The sequence below is a fragment of the Micromonospora sp. FIMYZ51 genome (assembly GCF_038246755.1).
In the GTDB taxonomy this organism is placed as follows: Bacteria; Actinomycetota; Actinomycetes; order Mycobacteriales; family Micromonosporaceae; genus Micromonospora.
Genome location: NZ_CP134706.1, coordinates 2,890,421 through 2,917,015 on the forward strand (window position 1 = coordinate 2,890,421; position 26,595 = coordinate 2,917,015).

At 73.9% G+C, this 26,595-nt stretch carries 2 protein-coding genes and 1 pseudogene; all 3 read left to right on the forward strand.

What is annotated here, in order from left to right; translation table 11 throughout:
• Positions 1-13 precede the first annotated feature (13 nt).
• Positions 14-1,360 (forward strand): annotated as a pseudogene (locus QQG74_RS13725) (beta-ketoacyl synthase N-terminal-like domain-containing protein); the annotation flags it as partial.
• Positions 1,361-1,692: 332 nt separating this feature from the next.
• Positions 1,693-14,658 carry a type I polyketide synthase gene (locus QQG74_RS13730; protein WP_341720663.1) on the forward strand — a complete coding sequence of 4,322 codons (12,966 nt, stop codon included), beginning with the start codon at positions 1,693-1,695 and terminating at the stop codon, positions 14,656-14,658.
• Between the two features lie 84 nt (positions 14,659-14,742).
• On the forward strand, positions 14,743-26,553 hold the full coding sequence (locus QQG74_RS13735; RefSeq protein WP_341720664.1) for an SDR family NAD(P)-dependent oxidoreductase: 11,811 nt from the start codon (positions 14,743-14,745) through the stop codon (positions 26,551-26,553).
• Positions 26,554-26,595 lie beyond the last annotated feature (42 nt).

The following is a 26,595-nucleotide window of genomic DNA, read 5'->3' on the forward strand; positions in this document are numbered from 1 at the left end:
GGAGTTGATCGCAGTGGTGAATGACGAGAAGCTCGTCGACTACCTCAAGCGGGTCACCGCCGACCTGCACCGGGCTCGTCAGCGGCTGCACCAGCTCGAGTCGGCGGAGTCCGAGCCGGTCGCGATCGTGGCCATGGCCTGTCGCTATCCGGGCGGCGCAGCCACCCCCGAGGAGCTGTGGCAGCTCGTCCGCGCGGGCCGCGACGCCATCGGGGCGTTCCCCACCGACCGGGGCTGGCACGTCGACCGGCTACGCGGATTCCGGCGCGAGGGCGGCTTCCTCTACGACGCCGCCCGGTTCGATGCCGCGTTCTTCGGTATCTCGCCCCGCGAGGCGCTGGCCATGGATCCGCAGCAGCGGCTGCTGCTGGAGACGGCCTGGGAGGCGATCGAGCGGGCCAGGCTCGATCCGGCCGCGCTGCGCGGCACCGACAGCGGGGTCTTCGTCGGCCTGGCCGACCAGCGCTACGGCCCGCGCGACGACGAGGCGCTCCAGGAGGTGGAGGGCCACCTCATCACCGGCACCACCAGTAGCGTCGCCTCCGGCCGCCTGGCCTACCTGCTCGGGTTGGAGGGGCCTGCCCTCTCGGTCGACACGGCCTGTTCGTCGTCGCTTGTCGCGCTCCATCTCGGCGTACGATCGCTGCGCGCGGGTGAATGCTCGCTGGCGCTGGTCGGCGGCGCGGCCGTGATGGCGGTGCCGGACGTCTTCACCGAGATGGCGAACCAGGGCGGCATGGCCGGCGACGGCCGATGCAAGGCCTTCGGTGCGGCTGCCGACGGCACCGGTTGGGGTGAGGGCGTCGGCATGCTGCTGCTGCGCCGCCTCGCTGACGCCCGGCGCGACGGCAACCCGGTGCTCGCGGTGATCCGCGGCACCGCGATCAACTCCGACGGGGCCTCGAACGGCCTGACCGCCCCGAACGGGCCGGCGCAGGAACGCGTGATCCGGCAGGCCATCAAGGACGCCGGGCTCAGCGCCGGCCAGATCGACGCGGTCGAGGCGCACGGCACCGGCACGAAGCTCGGCGACCCGATCGAGGCGCAGGCGCTCATCGCCACCTACGGTGCACAGCGTGCCGCCGATCAGCCGCTCTGGCTCGGCTCGATCAAGTCGAACATCGGCCACACGCAGGCGGCGGCCGGCATCGCCGGCATCATCAAGATGGTCCACGCCATGCGCGAGGGCGTCCTGCCGCGCACCCTCTTCGCCGAGGAGCCCACGCCCCGGGTCGACTGGTCGGCGGGGACCGTGCGGCTGCTGACCGAGGAGCGGCAGTGGCCGCGTACCGGCCGGCCACGGCGGTCGGCCGTCTCGTCGTTCGGCATCAGTGGCACCAACGCCCACGTGATCCTCGAATCCGCCGACGAGCCGGCCACCGCGCCGGCCACCGCGCCGGCCACCGCGCCGGCCACTGCGCCGGCCACTGCGCCGGCCACCGCGCCGGCCACCGAACCGGCCACCGCGTCAGCCACTGCGCCGGCCACCGGGCCGGCCACCGCGTCGGCCACCGCGTCGGCCACCGCGTCGGCCACCGCGTCGGCCACCGGGCCGGCCACCGCGTCGGCCACCGCGTCGGCCACCGGGCCGGCGACCGGGCCGGAGACCGCGTCGGCCACCGCGTCGGCCACCGGGCCGGAGCGACCGGCGGGTCCGACGGCGCGCAACGAGCCGCCGGCCGGTCCGGTCGCGTGGTTGCTGTCGGCCTGGGCGAACCGGCGCTGCGCGCCCGGGCCAGGCAGCTTCGGCCGTTCGCGACCGGCGACGGCCCGGCGCTCTCGGAGGTCGCCGCCGCCCTGGCGGCCCGCACGCCGTTGCGCGACCGCGCCGTCGTCATCGGCGACGCGGCGAGCCTCGACGCCGGCCTGGCCGCCCTGGCGCGCGGCGCCGAGCACCCCGGCGTGGTCACCGGCACCGCCACCACCGGCAAACTGGCGTTCCTCTTCACCGGCCAGGGCGGGCAACGGGTCGGCATGGGCCGCGAGCTGTACCAGACCTACCCGGTCTACGCCGAGGCGTTCGACGAGGTGTGCGCCCGCGTCGACCCGCTCCTGGATCACCCGCTACCCGACGTCGTCTTCGGCGGACGATCCGGCGCGGACGGGCCGCTGGTCGACCAGATCAGCTACACCTACCCTGCGGTGTTCGCGCTGGAGGTCGCCCTCTTCCGCCTCTTCGAGCACTGGGGCGTACGGCCCGACTTCGTGCTGGGCCACTCGACCGGGGAACTGAGTGCGGCACACGCCGCCGGCATCGTCTCGCTTGACGACGCCTGCCTGCTGGTCGCGAGCCGAGGGCGGCTCATGCACGCGACCCCGCCGGGCGGGGCGATGATCGCCGTCGAGATCGCCGAGACAGAGCTGCCGGCGATCTTCGCCGAGGCGGGCGTCAACGGCCGGGTCAACGTCGGCGTCGTCAACGGACCCACGTCGGTGGTCATCTCCGGCGACGAGGAACCCGCGCTGCGGGTGGCGGAGCTCTGCGCGGCGCGCGGGCACCGCACCCGGTCGCTGCGGATCAGCCGCGCCTCGCACTCGGTGCGGATGGAGCCGATGCTGGACGCGTACCGCGAGGTGGTCGAGCGGGTGACCTTCCACCCCCCGGCGATCCCGCTGGTGAGCAACCTGACCGGCGAGGCGTTGACGGCCGAGGAGGTCGCCTCGGTCGACTACTGGGTGCAGCACGTACGCCAAACCGTGCGCTTCCACGACGACATGCGTTATCTGGCCGCCCAGGGTGTCACGGCGACCGTGGAACTCGGCCCCGACGGTGGGGTCACCGCCATGGTGCAGGACTACTACCGTGACCTGGTGCCGGCCGCGTCGCTCGGCGTCGCACTCCAGAAGAACCGCCCCGAGGCGCTCAGCGCCCTCACGGCTGCGGCCGAACTGCACGTACGTGCCGTGCCGGTGGACTGGCAGGCCGTCCTCGGCGGCCCGACCGACGTCCAGGTCGACCTGCCCACCTATCCGTTCCAGCGCGAACGGTTCTGGCTTCCCGCAAACCCGACGGCCGGACGGGCCGGTGGCGCGGCAGCCGATGCGGCCCCCACCGACCGGTGGCGTTACCAGATCGCCTGGGCACCGCTTGCCGACCTCACCCCGCAGCGGTCACCCGGCCACTGGCTGGTGATCGTGCCGGACGATACGGAAGATCCCACCGTCTCTGCCGTGCTGCGCGCCCTCGACCGGCACGGCGACACCACCGTGCTGCTGCCTGTGCCTGTGGGGCAGCTGCTCGACCGCGTCGAGGTGGCGCAACGCCTGCCGGCTGGTACGCCGCCGACCGGGGTGCTGTCGCTGCTGGCGCTCGCCGAACCGCCGGAGCCCCTGGCCGCGACGGTGGCCCTGCTGCAAGGTCTGGGCGACGCTGGCGTCCAGGCACCACTGTGGATCGTCACCCGGGAGGCGGTGACCGCGGACCGTACGGAGTCGCCCGACCCGGGCGCGGCGTCGCTGCTGTGGGGACTGGGCCGGGTTGCCGCCGGGCAGTTCCCCAGCCGGTGGGGCGGCCTGGTCGACGTGCCGGTCGAGGTCGACGAGCGGGTGGCCACGCTGCTCGCCGCCGCGATCGGCAACGCGGCCGGCGAGGACGAGCTGGCGATCCGGGGTGCCGGCATCTTCGCGCGCCGCCTCGCCCACCGTGCCGAACCGGCACCGGACGCCCCGCCGTGGACCGGCACGGGCACCACGCTTGTCACCGGCGACCTCGGTGGGATCACGCCCGAACTGGTGCGGTGGCTGGCTGCCGACGGCGCACGCCACGTGCTGCTGGCGCCGGGCGAAGATCTTGAACTCGACGGCGACTTCGAGGTGGCACGCTGGGACGCCACGGATCCCGACTCGCTGCGCGCCGTCCTCGCCGCGGTGCCGCCGCAGCGCCCGGTCACCGCGATCCTGCACATCGACGGCAACGTACCCGAGCCGAACGGCCCGACCCGTCTCGACCAGGCGGCACCGGCCGAACTCGGGTCCGCCGCGCGGGCCCGCATCGGCCTCGTCACCATGCTCGCCGACGCCGCGCTCACCCCGGACCTGGAGCGGCTCGTGCTCTTTTCGTCGCTGGCCGGCGTGTGGGGCGGCAGCGACGACATCCTGCACACCATCGCCCACGGCTACCTGGAGTCACTCGCCGGACGTGACCGGGCCGACGCGGTCGAGGTGAGCTGCATCGCCTGGAGCCACTGGTCCTCCGCCGACACCGGCGAGCCGACGTCGGCCGGTGCCGGCGACCTCGGACTGCGGCCGGTTCCGATCGTGCCCGCGCTCGCCTCGGCGGGACACCTGCTCGCCCACGGCGGGGCGTCGCTGCTGGCCGACATCGACTGGACCCGGTTCGGCCCGGCCTTCACCAGCCTGCGCGCCCGTCCGCTGATCGGCGACCTGGCGCAGGTCCGGTCGGCGCTCGCCGAGCAGCAGCGGCGGCAGCCGGCGCCAGCCGACGCCCGCGACGACCTTGTCTCGGGCGACGCCGCCGAGATCGACCACCGCCTGCTGGAACTCGCCCGGACCGGCACCGCAGTCGTGCTGGGACACCAGTCGGCCGACGCCATCCCCGCCGACCGGCCGTTCCAGGAGCTCGGACTGGATTCGCTGACGGCCGTACGGCTGCGCGACCGGCTGGCCGCCGGCACCGGTCTCCGGCTGCCGGCGACCCTGCTCTTCGACTACCCGACGGCGGAGGCGGTCGCGGCGTACCTGCGCACGCAGTTGCTCGGCGAGCGGGATACTGCCGTCGTGCCGGCGGCCAGGTCGTCCGCCGGGACGGACGACCCGGTCGTCATCGTCGGCATGGCGTGCCGGTACCCCGGCGGTATCGACGGTCCGGAGGAACTGTGGGACTTCGTCGTCGAAGGCCGCGACGGAGTCGCCCCCTTCCCCACCGACCGTGGCTGGGACTTCTCCGCGCTGCGTGCGGTCGACCTCGGCCCGCAAGGACGGCCGCTCGCGCTGGAAGGTGGCTTCCTGCCCGACGCCGCGAGCTTCGACGCCGCCTTCTTCGGCATCTCGCCGCGTGAGGCACTCTCGATGGACCCGCAGCAGCGCATCCTGCTGGAGGCGGCCTGGGAGGTGCTCGAACGGGCCGGTATCAACCCACGATCGTTGCGGGGCAGCCGCACCGGGGTCTTCGCCGGTGTCGCGGGCTCCGACTACGGCCGGGTGGTCGACGGTGTCCCCGAGGCCGACGGGTACGGCATGGTCGGCACCGCGGCGAGCGTGGCCTCCGGCCGGATCGCCTACTCGCTGGGCCTGGAGGGTCCCGCCGTGACCGTCGACACGGCCTGCTCGTCGTCGCTGGTCGCGCTGCACCTGGCGGCCCAGGCGCTGCGCAACGACGACTGTGACCTGGCGCTCGTCTCCGGCGTGTCGGTCATGTCCAGCCCCAGCGCCTTCGTCGACTTCGCCCAGCAGGGCGGCCTCGCCGCCGACGGTCGCTGCAAGGCTTTCGCCGCCGGGGCCGACGGCACGAACTGGGCCGAGGGCGTCGGCATCCTGCTGGTCGAGCGGCAGTCCGACGCCCGGCGCCACGGCCACGAGATCCTCGCCGTGCTCCGCGGCTCGGCGACCAACCAGGATGGCGCCTCCAACGGCCTCACCGCGCCGAACGGTCCGTCGCAGCAGCGGGTCATCCGGCAGGCGCTCGCCAACGCCGGTCTCGCCGCCGCCGAGGTGGACGTCGTGGAGGCGCACGGCACCGGAACCGCGCTCGGTGACCCGATCGAGGCGCAGGCGGTGCTGGCGACCTACGGGCAGGACCGCCCGGCCGAGCATCCGCTCTGGCTCGGCTCGTTCAAGTCGAACATCGGCCATTCCGGCGCCGCCGCCGGGGTGGGCGGTGTCATCAAGATGGTGCAGGCACTGCGTCACGGGCTGCTGCCGCGCACGCTGCACGTGGACGAGCCGACGCCGCGGGTGGACTGGTCGGCCGGCGCGGTGCGGCTGCTCACCGAGAACCGGCCATGGCCGCGGACGCAGACCCCGCGCCGGGCCGGGGTGTCCGCCTTCGGGGTCAGCGGGACCAACGCCCACGTCGTGATCGAGCAGGCACCGCAGGCCGATCGGGCACCTGCCGCTGAGCCGCCGGACGGCCTGGTCCGGCCGTGGATCGTCTGCGGACGTAGCCGGCAGGCGCTGCGCGAGCAGGCGGCGCGGCTGGCCGACTGGGCGGTCGGCGACGCGGCCGGCTCCGCCGCCGACGTCGGTCAGGCGCTGCTCGCGTCGCGCGCCGTCTTCGAGCACCGGGCCGTCGTGCTCGGCCATGACCGCGACGAACTCGCGGCCGGCCTGCGGGCGGTGGCGCAGGGACAACCGTTGTCCTCGGCGCTGACCGGGGAGGCCGGCCTCGCCGGACCCGGACCGGTCTGGGTGTTCCCCGGACAGGGCGGGCAGTGGGCGGGCATGGCGGCCGAACTGCTGGACACCTCGCCGGTCTTCGCCGCGCGCTGGGCGCAGTGCGAGCAGGCCCTGGCGCCGTACGTGGATTGGTCACTTACCGACGTCGCCCGCGACCCCGAGGGGGCCGAACTCGACCGGGTGGACGTGGTCCAGCCGGTGCTGTTCGCGATGATGGTCTCGCTCGCCGAACTCTGGCGGTCGTACGGCGTGCGGCCGGCCGCCGTGGTGGGCCACTCGCAGGGCGAGATCGCTGCGGCCTGCGTGGCCGGCGCGCTGTCGCTCGATGATGCCGCGCGGGTGGTGGCGTTGCGGGCGAAGGCCATCACCGTGCTGGCCGGCAGCGGCGGCATGGTCTCGCTCGCCGCCGCCCGGTCCGACGTCGAGCAGTGGCTCGAACGGTGGGACGGGGCCGTCGCCGTGGCGGCCGTGAACGGACCCTCCTCGGTCGTCGTCTCCGGCGGCCGGCCGGAACTGGAAGAGGTGATCGTCGAGGCCGAGGGGCGGGGCGTCCGGGCCCGCCGGATCGACGTGGACTACGCGTCGCACTCGCCCCAGGTGGAGCGGATCCGCGAGGAGATCCTGCGGGCGCTCGAACCGGTGCGGCCCGAGGCGAGCCGGGTGCCGTTCTTCTCGACGGTCTCCGCCGACCGGATCGACACGGCGGCCCTCGACGCCGACTACTGGTATCGCAACCTGCGGGAGCCGGTACGCCTCGAACCAGCGGTCACGCGCCTCGTCGAACAGGGTCATCGGGTCTTCGTCGAGGTGAGCCCGCACCCCGTGCTGCGGGTACCGATCGCCGAGACGGTCGAGCACCTCGACGTCGAGCCGGTGTACGCGGGCACCCTCCACCGCGGTGCGGGTGGCCTGGCGCGGATGCTCACGTCGGTCGCCGAACTCTTCGTCAACGGCGTCGACGTCGACTGGACGGCCGCCTTCGCGGGGCACCGCCCGACGCGGGTGCAACTGCCCACGTACGCCTTCCAGCGCCGCCGCTACTGGCCGCAGCGCGCGGCAGCGGCGGCGACCGGCGGCGACCCGGCGGACGATCGCTTCTGGCGCGCGGTCGAGGAGCAGGATCTCGACGGGGTGGCGCGCACGCTCGGTCTCTCCGGCGAGGAGCGGGTACCGGACGTGCTGTCCGCGCTCTCGGCCTGGCGTCGCGACCGGCGGGAGCGCGCCACCCTCGACTCGTGGCGCCACTACATCGACTGGCGGCGCCGGCCCGAGTCGCGCCCCGTCGCGCCGGCCGGCACCTGGCTGCTGGTGGTGCCGACGGAGCTGGCGCAGGACGAACTCGTGGCCGCTCTCCTCGACGCCCTGCCCGAGTGGGCCGGCGACGCGGTGACGCTCACCGTCGACGAGTCGGACATCGCCGAGGAGGGCCCGACCCTCAGTTCGGCGGGCCTCACCGCCCGGATCCGTGCGGCGGTGGACGGCATCGAGCCGGCCGGCGTGCTCTCGCTCACCGGCCTACCAACCGCCGCGCACCCGCGCCAACCGGGTACGCCGCTGGCGCTGGCGCTCACCCTCGTGCTGCTTCAGGCACTCGGCGAGGCAGACGTGGCGGCCCCGATGTGGTGCCTCACGCGCGGCGCGGTCGGCACCCCCGACGACGCCGGACCGGTCAACCCGGGACAGGCGGCCGTCTGGGCGGTCGGCCGGGTCGCCGCCCTGGAGCACCCCAGGCGCTGGGGCGGCCTGGTCGACCTGCCCGGGACGATCGACGCCCGGACCGCAGAGCGGCTGGTCGGGGTGCTGCTGAGCGACGACGGCGAGGACCAGGTGGCGCTGCGCCCCTCGGGTGTCTTCGGCCGCCGGCTCGTCCGTGCCACCGGCCCGCGCGGCGCGGGCGACGGTTGGCGGCCACGCGGAACCGTGCTGATCACCGGTGGTACCGGTGGCCTCGGTGGCCACGTCACCCGCTGGCTGGCCCGCGCGGGCGCGGAACACCTGGTGTTGCTGAGCCGCCGTGGCGAGGCGGCACCGGGCGCCGCCGAGCGGGTCGCCGAGCTGACCGAGCTGGGCGTACGGGTGAGCGTGTTCGCCTGCGACCTGGCGGACCGGGCCAGCGTCGAGGCGGTGGTCGCGCAGGTGCAACGCGGCGGGGAGCGAATCCGGGCGGTCATGCACGCGGCCGGCGACGGGGTGCTCGGACCGCTGGCGCAGACCAGCTTCGCCGACCTCGACGTCACCCTGGCGGCCAAGGTGGGTGGCATCGAGAACGTCGAGGCGGTCCTCGACCCGGAACAGCTCGACGCGGTGGTCTACTTCTCCTCCATCAGCGGCGTGTGGGGCGCCGGCGACCACGGTGTGTACGCCGCAGCCAACGCCGTACTCGACGCCCGCGCCCAGTGGCGCCGTGCGGCAGGTGTACCCACCCTGTCGGTGGCCTGGCCGCCGTGGGACGGCCCCGGCATGGCCGAGGACCCGATCCACGACACCCTGCCGCGGCGCGGGCTGAGCCTGGTCGACCCGCAGCTCGCCATCGCCGGGCTCGACCGGCTCCTCGCGGAGAACGAGACCTTCGTGATCCTCGCCGCCGTCAACTGGCCCCGGTTCGTTTCGCTCTTCGAGTCGGAGCGGCCCAGTCGCCTGCTCGACGAACTGCCCGAGGCGCGGGCGGAGCGTACGGCGCCGGCCGAGGACGAGCCGGCCGAATCCGCGCTGGCCACGCGGCTGGCCGCGCTTAACGACGCGGACCGCCTGCGTACCCTGCGCGACGTGGCGGCCGAACAGGTCGCCGCGGTCCTCGGCCACCAGGACACCGGCGCCGTCGACGGTGCACGCGCCTTCAAGGACCTCGGCTTCGACTCGCTCACCGCGGTCGAGCTGCGCAACCGGCTGAACACCGTGACCGGGCTGCGGTTGCCCGCCACGCTCGTCTTCGACCACCCCAACCTGACCGCCCTCGCCGGTTTCCTGGCGGGCCAGCTGGCCGCCGACCACGTGCCGGCGGCCACACCGGCGACCGTGATCCGCGTCGATCAGGATGAGCCCGTTGCGATCGTCGCGATGGCATGCCGCTATCCCGGCGGCGTCACCTCGCCGGAGGAGCTGTGGCGGGCGGTGAGCGAGGAGGCCGACCTTGTCACGCCGTTCCCCACCGACCGGGGCTGGCCGTTGGACCGGCTCATCGACCACGACCCGGACCGCGCCGACTCCAGCTACGTCGACCACGGAGGCTTCCTGGCCGACGCCGGCCACTTCGACGCCGAGTTCTTCGGCATCTCGCCCCGCGAGGCGCAGGCGATGGACCCGCACCAGCGGCTGCTGCTGGAGTCGTCCTGGGAGGCGCTTGAGCGGGCCGGCATCGCGCCGAGGTCGCTGCGCGGCAGCCGTACCGGCGTGTATGTCGGGGTGACCGACCAGGCGTACGGTACCCGGCTGCGCAACGCCGGTGGCGCCCTGGAGGGCTACCTGGTCACCGCCCCGCCGGCGGTCGTCTCGGGGCGGGTCGCCTACGCGCTGGGCCTGGAGGGGCCGGCGATGTCGGTCGACACGGCCTGTTCGTCGTCACTCGTGGCGGTGCACCTGGCGGCACAGGCGCTGCGCAACGGCGAGTGTGATCTCGCGCTGGCCAGCGGTGTCACGGTGATGGCCGACCCGACCACCTTCATCGCGTTCAGCCGCCAGCGTGGGCTGGCCCGGGACGGCCGCTGCAAGTCCTTCGCCGCCGCCGCCGACGGGTTCGCGCTTGCCGAGGGCGTCGGTGTCCTGCTCGTGGAGCGGCTCTCCGACGCCCGAGCCAACGGGCACCCCGTCCTGGCGGTGATCCGAGGCTCGGCGGTGAACTCCGACGGTGCCTCGAACGGCCTGACCGCCCCGAACGGACCCTCCCAGCAGCGGGTGATTCGGCAGGCGCTGGTGAACGCGGGCGTCGTTGCGGCCGAGGTGGATGTCGTGGAGGCGCACGGCACCGGCACGACGTTGGGCGATCCGATCGAGGCGCAGGCGTTGCTGGCGACCTACGGGCAGGACCGACCGGCGGATCGACCGTTGTGGCTCGGTTCCGTCAAGTCGAACATCGGGCACGCCCAGGCTGCGGCGGGTGTGGCGGGCATGATCAAGATGGTGATGGCGATGCGTGCGGGGGTGTTGCCGAAGACGCTGCACGTGGACGAGCCGACGCCGCAGGTGGACTGGTCGTCGGGCGCGGTGGAACTGCTGACCGAGGCGCGGGACTGGCCGAGCAACGGCCACCCGCGGCGGGCTGGCGTCTCCGCATTCGGCATCAGCGGCACCAACGCGCACGTCATCGTCGAGCAGGCACCGACCGACCAGCCGACCGTGGACGAGGAACCGCAGCCGCACGTCGAACGGCCGGCGGCTGTGGTGGTCTCCGGCCACGATGCGGCGGGACTGTGCGCCCAGGCGGCGCGGCTGGACGCCTGGCTCGCCGAGCGTCCGCAGGTACGCCCGCTGGACGTGGCCTGGTCCTCGATCGTCACCCGCGGCGTGCTGGACCGCTCCGCGGTGATCGTGGCGAACGACCGCGAGACGCTGCGGCGACGGCTTGCCGCCCTCGCCTCGGATGCCGACGCGACCGGCGTCGTCCGCCGTGGACCCGACGACGGACGCCTGGGCTTTCTCTTCTCCGGTCAGGGTTCGCAGCGACTGGGGATGGGCCGGGAGCTGTACTCGACCTTTCCCGTGTTCGCGCGCTCCTTCGACGAGGTGTGCGGCGAGTTCGACGCGGTGTTCGGCCGCCCGCTCAAGGAAGTGATCTGGGGGGACGACGGGGCCGACCTCCAACGCACCGAGTACGCCCAGCCGGCGCTCTTCGCCGTGGAGGTGGCGCTCTTGCGGCTGCTCGAATCGTGGGGGATCGGGCCCGACTTCGTCCTGGGTCACTCCGTGGGTGAACTGGTGGCGGCGTACGTGGCGGGCGTCTGGTCGCTCGCCGACGCCTGCCGGGTGGTCGCGGCGCGGGGGCACCTCATGCAGCAACTGCCGCCGGGCGGAGTGATGGTCGCGGTCGAAGTCTCCGAGGCAGAGGTCACCGAGTTGCTTGTGGACGGTGTCTCGGTGGCTGCGGTCAACGCCCCGTCGTCGGTGGTGCTCTCCGGTGTCGAGCGCGCGGTCTCGGAGGTGGTGGCGAAGGTCGAGCAACTCGGCCGCCGCAGCCGTCGCCTGGCGGTGTCGCACGCCTTCCACTCGGCCCTGATGGAGCCGATGCTCGCCGACTTCGCGCAGCTGCTGTCCCAGGTCGAGTTCCACCCACCGGCGCTGACCGTGGTGTCCAACCTGACCGGTCGGGTGGCCGGCGAAGAGCTGTGCACGCCGGACTACTGGGTACGCCAGGTGCGGGCAGCCGTACGATTCGCCGACTGCGTGACCACTGCGGTCGGGCGCGGCGCGGCGACCCTGGTGGAGCTGGGGCCCGGCGGCGTGCTTGCCGGGATGGCGACGGACTGCGTCGGCGACGCCGACGTGGCGGTCCTGGCGGCGGCGCGGCGCGACCGCGACGAGGCGGCGTCGGTGCTGGCGGCAGTCGCCGCGATGCACGCCCGGGGCGTGCCCGTCGAGTGGACGCAGGTCTTCGCCGGCACCGGTGCGCGTCGCGTCGACCTGCCCACCTACGCCTTCCAGCACCGGCACTACTGGCTGCCCGCGACACCGGCCACGGCTGACCTGTCGGCCGCCGGGATCGCCGGCACCGGCCATCCGCTGCTCACCGCCGGCGTGGACCTGCCGGAGCTGAACGGCCGCCTCTTCACCGGTCGGATCACCGCCGAGCAGGCGGCCCTGGCCGGCACCCTGCCGGAGCTGGTCCTCTGGGCCGGTGAGGCGACCGGCTGCGGCCAGGTGCGGGAACTCGAGATACGGCTACCGCTCGCCGCGCCGCCGGACACTGACCTTGAGGTACAGGTGGTGATCGGTGCCCCGGACGATGCCGGTAACCGCCCCTGCACCGTGCACTCCCGCCGCACCGGTTCCCCGGACGCGCCGTGGACCACAAACGCCGCCGGCACCGTGGCGGCGGCCGGCCCCGCAGCAGCCACCGAGCCAGGGCCCTGGCCGCCCACCGGCGCGGCGGAGCTCGGCGGGTACGGCGACGCCGTGCTGGCGGTGTGGCGGGTCGGCGACGACGTCGTGGCCGAGCTTGCCCTCGCCGCCGACCAGGAGCCCGAAGCCGACCGTTTCGCCCTGCATCCGGCGCTCGTCGATGGCGTGGCCTTGCTGGCCTGCGTGGCCGAGGGGCAGCCGGGCCGCGTTCCCGTTGCCTGGCGCGGCGTTTCCCGCCACGCCGCCGGGGCGACCGCCGTCCGGGCACGGCTTTCGGTGCCGCGACCGGGTGAGGTCGCCGTGGAGCTGAGCGATCCCTCCGGGGCCGCGGTCGCGTCGGCCTGGCTGAGCCTGGGGCCGGCGCCGGCCGCGCCGCTGGCCGGGCAGGCCGCGGTCGACAGCGACTCGCTCTACGAACTCACCTGGGTTCCCGCGCCCGAGCCGGCGACCACGGCTGATCCAATCGACGCGGCCGACCTGGTGGAGCTGGTCGATGCGTTCGCCGATGACGCACCCGCGCCCCGGCTGGTCATCGTCCCGGTCGGGTCGGCCCCGGGCGATCTGGTCGACGCCGTTCACGAGACCGTGCGGCAGACGCTCGCGACGGTCCAGCAGTTGCTCGCCGACGAGCGCCTCACCGAATCGCGGCTGGTCTTCGTCACCAGGGACGCGGTCGCGGCCGGCGAGCCGCAGCGCGTCGAGCCGGCCCAGGCCGCCGCGCGCGGCCTGCTGCTCTCGGCGCAGCTGGAACACCCCAACCGGTTCGTCCTGGTCGACATCGATGATCGGAACACCAGCGCGCAGCGGCTGGCCGCCGCGGTCACGATCTCGCTCGCGGCGGGGGAGCCGCAGGTGGCGGTACGCGCCGCGCGGGTGCTGCTACCGCGGCTGACCCGGGTGGCGGCGGCACAGCGGCCCACCGAGGCGCCGCTGGACGGTGCCGGCACAATCGTCGTGACCGGCGCCACCGGCGGCATCGGTCGCCATGTGACCCGGCACCTCGCCACCGCGCATGATGCCCGCCACCTGCTGCTGGTCAGCCGGCGCGGCGCGCAGGCGGCGGGCGCGACACAGCTGCGCGAGGAGTTGGCGGCCGGGGGCGTGGCGGTCACCTTCGCCGCCTGCGACCTGGCCGACCGCGACGCGCTCGCCGCCGTGCTGGCCGGTGTGCCGGCCGACCGTCCGGTGACGGCGGTGGTGCACGTGGCCGGCGTGACCGACGACGGCGTCGTCACCGCATTGACCCCGCCGCGGCTCGAATCGGTGCTGCGCGCCAAGGTGGACGCCGCGGTGCACCTGCACGAGCTGGCCGGTACGCAGGGTGCGCGGCTGGTGCTCTTCTCCTCGGCGGTGGGCACGTTGGGTGGCCCGGGACAGGCCAACTACGCCGCGGCGAACGCCTTCCTGGAGGCGTACGCCCGGCAGCTGCGGGCCGCCGGTCGCGCCGCCACCGCCATCGCCTGGGGACTCTGGGACACGGCGGCCGGCATGGCGGCCACCCTCAGCGAGGTGGATCTGCGGCGCACCGCGCAGGCGGGTGTGCTGCCGCTGAGCGCCGAGGAGGGCCTGGCGCTGCTCGACGCGGCCTGGTCGGGCGGCGCTGCGGCGCTTGTCGCGATGCGGCTCGACGCGGCGGTGCTGCGCGCCAACGCCGCTGCGGGAACGCTGCCGGCGGCGCTGCGCGGCCTCGTCCCTCGGCAGCTGCGCCGTGCCGTCGGCGGGCAGCCGGCGGCGGAGTCGTTCGCGCGCCAGTTCGCCGCCACGCCCGAGCCGGAGCGGGCCCGCACGCTGCTCCGGCTGGTGGGCGAGCGAGTAGCGGCGGTTCTCGACCTGCCCTCGCCCGAGGCACTCGACCCCAACCGCTCCTTCCGGGACATCGGGTTCGACTCGCTGACCGCCGTCGAGCTGCGCAACAGCCTCGTGGCCGCGACCGGGGTACAGCTCTCCGCAGCTGTCGTCTTCGACCACCCGACACTCACCGCGCTCGCCGGCCACATCGAGGGTCTGCTGCTGCGCGACGTCGCGACGGTACGACTGCCGCTGATGGCCCAGCTCGACCAGTTGGAGGCCGCGCTGGGCGAGTTGGCGCCGGGCGACGGTCTGCGCTCGCAGGCCGCCACCCGGCTGCGCAGCCTGGTGCTCGCCTGCGAGACGACCGGTGAGACCACCGGTGACGACGTGGCCAGCAAGCTCGACTCCGCGACCGACGACGAGATCTTCGAGTTCATCCGAACCGAGTTCGGACGGGACTGACAGCACCACGGCACCGGGACTGGCAGCACCCACGGCACCCGCCCCGCGCAGCCGCGGCACCACAGACAACCGGGAGTGACTGCGATGGACAACGAGAAGCAGCTTCGCGACTACCTCAAGTGGGTGGCGGCCGACCTGCACCGGACCCGCCAGCGGCTCGCGGAGCTGGAGGCGGCCAGGAGCGAGCCCATCGCCATCGTGGGCATGGCCTGCCGATACCCGGGGCAGGCGAACTCGCCGGAAGATCTCTGGCGGCTGGTCGCCGAGGAACGCGACGCCATCGGCGGGTTCCCCGACAACCGTGGCTGGGATCTGGACGCGCTCTACGACCCGGACCCCGACAAGCCGGGAACCTGCTATGTGCGCGAGGGTGGTTTCCTGCCCGACGTCGCCGACTTCGACGCGGCCTTCTTCGGCATCTCGCCCCGCGAGGCGCAGGCGATGGACCCGCAGCAGCGGCTGCTGTTGGAGACGTCGTGGGAGGCGCTCGAGCGGGCCGGCATCGACGCCGCCTCGCTTGGCGGCAGCCGCACCGGCGTCTACGTCGGACTGTCCCAACTGGACTATGCCACGCTGGTCGCCGAATCAGCGGAGGGCGTCGACGGGTACGCGGCCACGGGCCTGGCCAACAGCGTCCTGTCCGGCCGGCTCTCCTATGTCCTCGGCCTGGAGGGACCGGCCCTGACGGTCGACACGGCGTGCTCGTCGTCGCTTGTGGCGCTGCATCTGGCGGTTCAGGCGCTGCGCAACGGCGAATGCGACCTGGCGCTGGCGGGTGGTGCCACCGTCATGGCCACCCCGGCCGTGCTCGTCGCGGTCTCGCGGCAACGTGCGCTTTCCTCCACCGGCCGGTGCCGGGCCTTCGACGCGTCGGCCGACGGCACCGGCTGGGGCGAGGGTGCGGGCATCCTGCTCGTCGAGCGGTTGGCAGATGCACGCCGCAAGGGACATCCGGTGCTGGCGGTGATCCGGGGCACGGCGGTGAATCAGGACGGTGCCTCCAACGGCCTGACCGCGCCGAACGGACCCGCGCAGCAGCGGGCGATCCGTCAGGCGCTCGGCGACGCGCGGCTCTCGGCCGCCGACGTCCAGCTGGTCGAGGCGCACGGCACGGGAACCAGCCTCGGCGACCCGATCGAGGCGGACGCGTTGATCGCCACGTACGGCCAGGCCCGCACGGCACAGCGGCCGGTGTGGCTCGGGTCGTTGAAGTCGAACATCGGCCACACCCAGGCCGCGGCCGGCGTCGGCGGCGTGATCAAGATGGTGATGGCGATGCGCCACGGGCTCATGCCCAGGTCGCTGCACGTCAGTACGCCGACGCCGCACGTGGACTGGTCGGCCGGCACGGTCCGCCTGCTCACCGAGGCCCAGCCGTGGCCCGAGGTGGAACTGCGCCGGGCGGCCGTCTCGTCGTTCGGGGTGAGCGGCACCAACGCCCACGTCATCCTCGAGCAGGCACCCACCGAGGCGACGGAGCAGGCCGGGCCCGCCGAGCCGGCCGGTTCGCCCGAGGCAGCGGGCCGGGCCGGGACTGCCGAGGCGGCCGAGCAGGCCGCGCCGCTGCCGCTGCCGGTGCTGCCGCTGCTGCTGTCGGCCAAGAGCGAAGCGGCGCTACGGGCCCAGGCCGGCCGGCTCGCCACCTGGCTCCAGGAGCAGCCCGAGGCGCCGCTCGCCGACGTGGCCGCCACGCTTGCCACGCGCCGGTCGGCGCTTGAGCACCGGGCCGTGGTGCTGGGTGCGGACCGGGCGGAACTGGTGCCGAGGTTGCAGGGTCTGGCGGCCGACGAACCGGTAGCCGCTCCGGTCACCGGTGGTGGTGTGGTGTTTGTGTTTGGTGGTCAGGGTTCGCAGTGGGTGGGGATGGGTGGGGTGTTGTGGGAGTCGTCTGAGGTGTTTCGGGTGGCGGTGCGGGAGTGTGCGGTGGAGTTTGGGCGGTGGGTGGATTGGTCGGTGGTGGATGTGGTGCGGGGTGTGGGTGGGGTGGGTTTGGATCGGATTGATGTGGTGCAGCCGGTGTTGTTTTCGGTGATGGTGGGGGTGGCGGCGGTGTGGCGGTCGGTGGGGGTGGAGCCGGTGGGGGTGGTGGGGCATTCGCAGGGTGAGGTGGCGGCGGCGTTTGTGGCGGGGTGTGTGAGTTTGGCGGATGCGGTGCGGGTGGTGGTGGTGCGGTCGCGGGCGTGGTTGGGGTTGGCGGGGTTGGGGGCGATGGCGTCGGTGTCGTTGTCGCGGTCGGTGTTGGAGGGGCGGTTGGTGGGGTGGTCGGGGTTGTCGGTGGCGGCGGTGAATTCGCCGGTGGGGTGCACGGTGGCGGGTGAGGTGGGGTTGGTGCGGGAGTTTGTGGCGGGGTGTGTGGGTGATGGTGTGCGGGCTCGGGTGGTGGAGGGGCGAATGGTGCGGGTCATACGGGGGTGGTGGAGGTGGTGCGGGAGGAGTTGTTGGTGGGGTTGGGGTCGGTGTGTGGGCGGGTGGGGTCGGTGGCGTTTTTTCGTCGGTGACGGGGGTGTGGTGTCTGGGGTGGAGTTGGGGGCGGGGTATTGGTGGCGCAATGTGCGGGAGCCGGTGTTGTTTGAGGGTGCGGTGCGGGCGGCGTTGGGTGCGGGTGGGCGGGTGTTTGTGGAGGTGAGTCCGCATCCGGTGTTGGTGGGGTCGGTGCAGGAGGTGGTGGATGATGTGGGTGTTGATGCGGTGGTGGTGGGGTCGTTGCGGCGGGGTGAGGGTGGTTGGGGTCGGTTGGTGGAGTCGTTGGGGCGGGTGTGGGTGGGTGGTGTGGGTGTGGGTTGGGGTGGGTTGTTGGGTGTGGGTGGTCAGGTGGGTTTGCCGACGTATCCGTTCCAACGCCAGCGCTACTGGGCAACGGCCCGACCGCACCGGGGCGACGTGGGCTCCGTCGGCCTCGGCACGGTGGACCATCCGCTGCTCGGCGCGCTGGTGCCGATGGCGGACGACGACGGCGTGGTGCTTACCGGCCGGATCTCCCTGCGCAGTCATCCCTGGCTGGTCGACCACGCGGTCTCCGATGCAGCGGTCTTTCCCGGTACCGGCTTCGTCGAGTTGGCGGTGCTCGCCGGTGACCGGGCCGGCTGCGGGCGCATCGAGGAGCTCACTCTGCACGCGCCGTTGGTGGTTCCGGCGACCGGCGCCGTCGTGCTCCAGACCCGGGTCGGCGAGGCCGACGAGTCGGGCATCCGCGAGCTGACCATCTTCTCCCGGATCGAGGACGGCGTCGCCGGCTGGACGCGGCACGCCACCGGTGCACTGTCGGCGCGGAGCCTTCCGCCGGCGCTGGAACCGTCGGCCGAATGGCCGCCGGCCGGTGCCGAGCCGATCGACGTCGACGACGCGTACGCGCGGATGACCGCCGCCGGCTACCAGTACGGACCCGACTTCCGTGGGCTGGCAGCGCTGTGGCGCGGCGACAACGAGGTCTTCGCCGAGGTGCGGCTGCCCGACCGGCAGCAGGCCGAAGCGGGCCGTTACGAGCTGCATCCGGCCCTCTTCGACGCCGCCCTGCACTCGCTCTTCGCCCTCGGCGAAGGCACCGACGGCGTACGGTTGCCGTTCTCCTGGTCCGGCGTTGAGCTGCACGCCAGCGGTGCCACCCGGCTGCGGGTGCGGGCCGCGCTGCTGGCCGAGGAAACCGTACGTCTGGTCCTCGCCGACGACGACGGTGAGCTGGTCGCCTCGGTCGACTCCCTGGTCGTGCGTCCGCTGCGGGGCGGCGTCACGGCGTCCGGTCGCAACGACGCGCTGTTTCAGGTCCAGTGGCGGGCCGGCATCCTCGGCGCGGCACCGCCGCGCTGCGCCGTGCTCGGCACCGAAACCGGCGAGCTGGCCGCCGCGCTACCGGACGCGACCGTCGTCGACCAGCTCGCCGACCTCGCGGAGACCCCCGAGGTGCTGCTCTATCAGGTACCGGCCGAGCGCTCCGGTGCCGCGTGGTCGCCGGTGCTCGCCACGCTGGCCTTCCTCCAGGACTGGCTCGCCGAGCCGAGGCAGCCCGGCACCCGCCTGGTCGTGGTGACCCGTGGTGCGGTCGCCGCGCAGCCCGGCGACGATGTGACCGACCTCGGCGGCGCGGGCGTCTGGGGCCTGCTGCGCTCGGCGCAGAACGAGCACCCGGGCCGCTTCGGGTTGGTCGACCTGGACGGCCGGGACGAGTCGCTTGCGGTACTCGGTCAGGTCCTCGCCACCGGGGAGGACCAGGTCGCCGTCCGCTCCGGCACGGCCTGGCTGCCCCAGCTCAGCCGGTACGACAGCGCCGCGCTGCTTACGCCGCCGCAGACCGAGACCTGGCGGCTGGAAAGCGTGCGTCCCGGCACGATCGAGGGCCTGGAACTGGTTGCGTACCCGGAGGCGCTCGATCCGCTGGCACCGGGCGAGGTCCGGGTGGCGGTTCGCGCGATCGGCATGAACTTCAAGGACGTGGTCGTCGCCCTGGGCCTTGTTCCGGGGCTCACCGGACTGGGCGGTGAGATCTCCGGCGTCGTCACCGAGGTCGGTGCCGAGGTGACCGACCTGCGCGCCGGTGACCGGATCATGGGCATCTGCCCCGAGGTCTTCGGCCCGGTGGCGATCGCCGACGCGCGGCTGCTCGTACCGCTGCCCGAGGGCTGGACGTTCGAACAGGGGGCCGCCGCGCCGGTCGCGTTCCTCACCGCGTACTACGGTCTGGTCGACCTGGGTGGCCTGCGCGCGGGCGAATCGGTCCTGGTGCACGCCGCCGCCGGGGGCGTGGGCACGGCCGCCGTGCAGCTCGCGCGCCACCTCGGCGCCGAGGTCTTCGGTACGGCCAGCACCGGCAAGTGGCCCGCCCTGCGCGCGAACGGCCTGACCGACGAGCACATCGCGAACTCGCGCACGGTGGAGTTCGAGCAGCGCTTCCTGGCCGCGACCGGCGGTGCCGGCGTGGACGTCGTGCTCGACTGCCTGGCGGGCGAGTTCGTCGACGCCGGCCTGCGGTTGCTGCCTCGCGGCGGCCGTTTTCTGGAGATGGGTAAGACCGACAAGCGCGATCCCGAGGAGGTCGCGCGCCAGTACCCGGGCGTCGCGTACCGGGTGTACGACCTGATCGAGGCCGGTGCCGACCGCATCCACGAGATGCTGCTGACCCTCGCCGACCTGTTCCGGCGGGGCGTGCTGCGACCTCCGCCGGCCACCACCTGGGACATCCGGCGGGCCCGAGAGGCGTTCCGGGCGCTCAGCCAGGCCCGGCTGATCGGCAAGGCGGTGTTGACCGTGCCGCGCGAGCCCTGGTCCGCCGCAGGCACCGTCCTGATCACCGGCGGCACCGGCATGCTCGGCGGCCTGCTGGCCCGCCGGCTGGTCACCCGGCACGGCGTGCCGAGCCTGGTGCTGACCAGCCGCCGCGGCGCGGACGCGCCAGGGGTGCGGGAGTTGGTCGACGAGCTCACCGGGGCTGGGGCGCGGGTGACGGTCGCCGCCTGCGACGTGGCCGACCGGGCGGCGCTCGCCCGGGTCATCGAGGACATTCCGGCCGAGTATCCGTTGACCGGCGTCGTACACACCGCGGCGCTGCTCGACGACGGCCTGATCGAGTCCCTCACCCCCGAGCAGACCGAGCGGGTGCTGCGGCCGAAGGTCGACGGCGCGCTCAACCTGCACGAGCTGACCAGCCACCTCGACCTGTCGGCCTTCCTGCTCTTCTCGTCCCTCGCCGGCACGCTCGGCGGCCCGGGGCAGGGCAACTACGCCGCCGCCAACGCGATGCTCGACGGCCTCGCCCAGCACCGGCAGGCGCGCGGGCTGGCCGCCACCTCGCTCGCGTGGGGCTTCTGGGAACAGCGCAGCGAGCAGTCGGCCCGCATCGACGAGCGGGACATGCAGCGCTACAGCCGTGGCGGGGTGCTGCCGCTGGGCACGGAGGAGGGACTGGCACTGCTTGACGTCGCGAGCCAGGCCGCCGCCGCGACCCTGGTGCCGGCCAAGCTCGACCCGGCGGCGCTCGCCCGCGGCGGGGCCCGGGTGCCGGCGATAATGCGGGCGCTCGTGCCGGCACCCACCCGGCGCAGCGTGCGCGGCGGCGCGCCGGCCGAGGATGGCTCGCTCGCGCAGCGGCTCGCCGGCCGTACCGAGATCGAACGCCACCGGGCGCTGCTGCAACTGGTACGCGGCAATGCCGCGACCGTGCTCGGGCACGCTGACCCGGATGCCGTGCCGGTCGGGCAGCCCTTCCGCGAACTCGGCTTCGACTCGCTCACCGCGGTCGAGTTCCGCAACCGGTTGGCGCAGGCCAGCGGCATGCGGCTGCCCGCCACCCTGGTCTTCGACCACCCGACCCCGGAGGACCTCTGCCGCTTTCTCTACCAGGAGTTGTTCGGCGGGTCCGGCCCCGCGTCGCCGGCACCGGCGACTGTCACGCCGACCGCCGCCGAGGCCGACGACCAGCTGGCGATCGTCGGCATGGCGTGCCGGTTCCCCGGCGGCGTCGGCTCGCCCGAGGAACTCTGGGAACTCGTCATGGGGGAGCGGGACGCGGTCACCGGGTTCCCACCCGATCGCGGCTGGGCAGAGGCTGCTGACACTCCGCCGCGCCAGGGCGGCTTCCTCACCGGCGTAGCGGACTTCGACGCCGCATTCTTCGGTATCGCCCCACGCGAGGCGCTGACCATGGATCCCCAGCAGCGCCTGCTGCTCGAGGTCGCCTGGGAGGCGCTCGAACGGGCCGGTATCGACCCGACCTCGCTGCGCGGCAGCCGGACGGGCGTCTTCGTCGGCTCGGCCGCCTCCGGGTACACGTCGCTCTTTCCGCGCGGCTCGGAGAGCCTGGCCGGGTACGGCGTCACCGGCACGGCGACCAGCGTCGTGTCCGGCCGTGTCTCCTACGTGCTCGGTCTGGTGGGCCCCTCGGTCACCGTCGACACGGCCTGCTCGTCGTCGCTTGTCGCGCTGCACACGGCGGTGCACGCGCTGCGTGCCGGCGACTGCGACCTCGCCCTCGCGGGCGGCGTGGCGATCATGACCAGCCCGTTCCTCTTCGACGACTTCGAGCGGCAGGGCGGTCTCGCCGCCGACGGACGGTGCAAGGCGTTCGGCGCGGACGCCGACGGTACGGGCTGGGCCGAGGGCGTCGGGCTGCTTCTCGTCGAGCGTCTGGCGGACGCCCGGCGCAAGGGACATGAGGTGCTGGCCGTGCTGCGCGCATCGGCGATCAACTCCGATGGTGCCTCCAACGGGCTCACCGCGCCGAGCGGCCCCTCGCAGCAGCGGGTGATCACGCAGGCGCTCGCCGCCGCGGGCCTGTCGACCGCCGACGTGGACACGATCGAGGCGCACGGTACGGGCACCGTGCTCGGTGACCCGATCGAGGCGCAGGCGATCATCGCGACGTACGGGCAGGGCCGCCCTGCCGACGAGCCGATCTGGCTCGGCTCGCTCAAGTCGAACATCGGGCACGCGCAGGCCGCAGCCGGCGTCGGCGGCCTCATCAAGATGGTGCTCGCCCTGCGTAACGGAGTGCTGCCGCGGACGCTGCACGCGGACGAGCCGACCTCGCACGTCGACTGGACCGCCGGTGCCGTACGGCTGCTCGACCGGGCCCGCCCGTGGCCGGAGACCGGCCGGCCGCGCCGGGCCGCGGTGTCCTCCTTCGGCGTCAGCGGCACGAACGCCCACGTCATCCTCGAACAGGCACCGGCAGCGCCGGAGCCGGCAGTGGAAGCCGGCATCGGTACGCCGACAGCGGAAGCCGGCACCGGCACACCGGCGGTGGTGCCGTGGCTGCTCTCCGGACACGACGAGGCCGCGCTGCGGGCACAGGCCGTCCGGCTGCGGGAGCACCTGAGCCGACACCCCGAGCTGAGCATCCGCGACGTGGCCTACTCGACGGCCACCGGGCGGGCGGCGTTGGAGCAGCGTGCCGCGCTGGTCGTGCACGACCGCGACGAGGCACTCGCCGGGCTCGCCGCGTTCGGCTCCGGCGAGGTACCCCGGCACCTGGTCACCGGTACGGCGGTAAGCGGCACCCTCGGCGTGCTCTTCTCCGGCCAGGGTGCCCAGCGCCCCGGCATGGGCCACGAGCTTTACCAGGCATTTCCCGTCTTCGCGCAGGCATTCGACGCGACCTGCCGGCACCTTGACGAGCACGGCGAGTGGCGGCTGCGGGAGGTGGCCTTCGCGGCGGCCGGCACCGACGCGGCGCGGGCGCTGGACCAGACCCGACTCACCCAGCCCGCGCTCTTCGCCTACGAGGTCGCGCTCTACCGGCTGCTCGAGTCGTGGGGCGTACGCGCGGACTACCTGTTGGGCCACTCCCTCGGCGAGATCAGCGCCGCACACGTGGCCGGTGTGCTCTCCCTCGCCGACGCCTGCACGCTGGTCACCGCCCGCGCCCGGCTGATGCAGGAACTGCCCGACGGCGGCGCGATGCTGGCGGTCGCCGGTGCCGAGGCCGAGGTCGCGGCGGCCCTGGGCGAGGTGCTCGGCGAGCAGGCCGGGTCGGTCGGGATCGCGGCGGTGAACGGGCCGCAGGCGTTGGTCGTCTCCGGCCCGGCCGAGTCGCTGCGGCGGATGGCCGAGCACTTCACCGCCGCCGGCCGCCGGACCCGCTGGCTCAAGGTCAGCCATGCCTTCCACTCACCGCTGATGGAGCCGATGCTCGACGAGTTCGCGCGGGTGGTCGACGCGCTCTCGCTGGCCCCGCCCCGGATCCCGATCGTCTCCAACGTGACCGGCGCACTCCTTTCCGCCGACGAGGTTTGCGATCCGGCGTACTGGGTGCGGCACGTACGCCAGCCGGTGCGCTTCGCGGACGGCGTGGCGACCCTCACCGGGGAGGGCGTCAGCACGCTCCTCGAAGTGGGACCCGACCGCGTCCTCACCGCCCTGGCGCAGGACTGCGTCGACGCCCGCGACACCGCGTCCGGCGGCGCCACTGCCCGCCCGGCCTGCATCTGCACCTCCCGGGCGAAGCAGCCCGAGGTCGAGACCCTGGTCGGCGCGGTCGCGCAGGCACACGTGCACGGCGTGGCCATCGACTGGCCGGCCTGGTACGCCGGCAGCGGGGCACGTCGCGTTCCGCTGCCCACCTACCCGTTCCAGCGGTCGCGGTACTGGCCGGACGCATCGGTGGTCGGGCGGGCGGCGGCGCTACCGGCCGGACTGGGGGCGACCGGGCATCCGCTGCTCAGCGGCTGGGTGGCCTCGGCCTCCGGCAGCGAGGTGCTCTTCACCGGTGAGCTGTCCCAGGCCGGCCACCCCTGGCTGGCCCACCACGCCGTGGCCGACACCGTCCTCTTCCCCGGCACCGGCTTCGTGGAACTGGCGCTCTGGGCCGGTGGCCACCTCGGCTACCTGGCGCTCGACGAACTGGCGATCCAGAGCCCGTTGATGATCCCCGAGCGGGGCACCGTGCAGGTGCAGGTCGTCGTCGGAGCCGACGACGAGGGTCGTCGTCCGGTCACGGTCTTCTCCCGGACGGATGCCGCCGCGGACTGGTCCCGCAACGCCGAGGGACAGCTCACCGCAGAACCGGAGTCGCCACCCGCCGAGGACGTTCTGCCGCGCCCGTGGCCGCCGGTGGACGCCGAGCCGGTCGACCTCGACGGCTTCTACGAGGGCCTGGCCGAGTCCGGCTTCGACTACGGGCCGACCTTCCGGGGCCTGACGGCGGCGTGGCGGCGCGGCGACGAGGTCCTCGCGGAGGTGGCACTGCCCGACGAGACAATCGGCGAGGCGGCCGGGTACGCCATGCATCCGGCCCTGCTCGACGCCGCGCTGCACGCCCTGGCGTTCCGGACGTCCGAGACCTGGACGGGCGGGCCTCGGCTGCCGTTCCTGTGGCGACGGGTCACCCTCAGCCAGCGCGGCAGGGCCAACCTGCGGGTGCGCATCACCGATGCCGGATCGGACGCGGTGGCGATCACGATCGCCGACGACGCCGGGCAGCCGGTCGCCGCGGTCGACGCGTTGGTCGTCCGGGAGGCGTCGACCGCGCACCTGCGCCGGGCGGGTGGCCAGCCGGGCTCCCTCTACCGACTGGAATGGACGCCGTCGCCGGTGACCGGTAGCGGCGAGATCATCTCGCGGCGCTGGGCCGTGATCGGCGCGGACGACTCCGGGTACGGCGAATTGCCGCCGCAGCGGTACCCCGACCTGGCCGCGCTGCGCGCGGAGGTCGGTGCCACCGGCGTGGCGCCCGAGGTCGTCGTGTTGCCACTGACGTGTACCACAGGTGAGGACGCCGAAGCCGTGCACGCCGCCGTGCACCATGCCCTCGGCCTGGTTCGCGAATGGATCGACGACAAGCGCCTCACCGACGCGCGGCTGGTGCTCTGCGGCAGTGGCGCGGTGCAGGTGCGCGAGGACGAGGGCATCGGCGATCTCGCCGCCGCGACGGCCTGGGGCGTGGGCAGCTCCGCCCAGCTGGAGAATCCCGACCGGATCGTGCTCGTGGACCTCGACGACCCGGCCCCGGCCGGCGACGCCGTGCACCGCGCGCTCGCGCTCGCCGAAGCGGCGGCGGAGCCACAGATCGCGGTCCGGGACGGCAAACTGTTCGTACCCCGGTTGGTGGCGCTGCCCCGACGGCCGGCTGCCGCCGGGTGGCCGTCGGCCGGCACGGTGCTGGTGACCGGGGCGAGCGGCATGCTCGGCGGTCTCGTCGCCCGCCACCTGGTCGGCACCCACGGGGTACGGCGTCTGCTGCTCGCCAGCCGGCGCGGCGCGCAGGCACCCGGCGCGCGGGAGTTGCAGCGCGAACTGACCGAGGCCGGCGCCGAGGTGCGGCTCGCCGCGTGCGATGTCGCGGACCGCGCCGCGCTCGCCGCCCTGCTGGCCGAGATCCCCGAGGAACATCCGCTGACGGCGGTCGTGCACACGGCGGGCGTGGTGGAGGACGGGTTGATCGGGTCGCTCACCGCCGAGGGTGTCGACCGGGTGCTACGCGCCAAGGTGGACGCCGCGACGAACCTGCACGAGCTGACCGCCGGCTCCGACCTGGCGGCATTCGTCATGTATTCGTCGCTCTCCGGCACGACCGGCGGCGCCGGGCAGGCGAACTACGCCGCCGCGAACGCCTTCCTCGACGCGCTCAGCCGACGTCGGCGGGCTGGCGGGCTGCCGGCGGTGTCGATCGGCTGGGGTCCCTGGGCGGAGAGCGGCGGCATGGCCGCGCAGCTCGCGGGCTCGGACCTCAAGCGGATCGCGCGCTCGGGCCTGCTCCCGCTCGACCCGGCGCAGGGACTCGACCTGCTCGACGCGGCCGCAGGCGCCGGCGAGGCAGCGGTGGTGGCGTTCCGGTTCGACCCGGCGGCGGGCCGCGACGACCAGGCGGGGAACCTGCCGGGCGTGCTGCGCCACCTCGCCGAAGGCGGGCGACGGCGCCCGGCGCGGGCCAGCGCCACCACGGGTGGCCCGCTGCGCGACCGGCTGCGCAGGATGGCCGAGCCGGAGCGCGAGGCCGCGTTGGTGGACCTCGTACGTGCCGAGGCCGCCACCGCCGCCGGACTGCCCTCCACCCGGGCGGTGCCGGCGGGGAAGGCGTTCAAGAACCTCGGCTTCGATTCGCTGATGGCCGTGGACCTACGCAACCGGCTGAGCACGCTCACCGGGGTACGGCTGCCCGCGACGCTGGTGTTCGACTATCCGACGCCGCTGGCCCTCGCCGAACACCTGGGTACGCACTTCGAACCCGAGCCGGTCGGGCCCGCCCTACCGGCGCTGAAGGCGCTGCACAGCCTGGAGAACGCGGTACAGGCCGGACCACCCGCCAACGGCGAACGTGGCGCGATGGTGGCCCGGCTGAGGATCCTGTTGGCCAAACTCGAAGACGGTGACGCGGACGCCGGTGACGCGGAGTCCGACGATCGTGATCTCGCCTCGGCCAGCGCCGAAGAACTCGTCAGCCTGATCGGCGACGAGTTCGGCATTCACTGACGGCAATTCACTCGACTTTACCGGCCAGGCCGTGGCGGCCCG

Coding starts and splice junctions, on each gene's coding strand:
- QQG74_RS13735 (WP_341720664.1), top strand. CDS start 14,743: ATGGACAACGAGAAGCAGCTTCGCGACTACCTCAAGTGGGTGGCGGCC.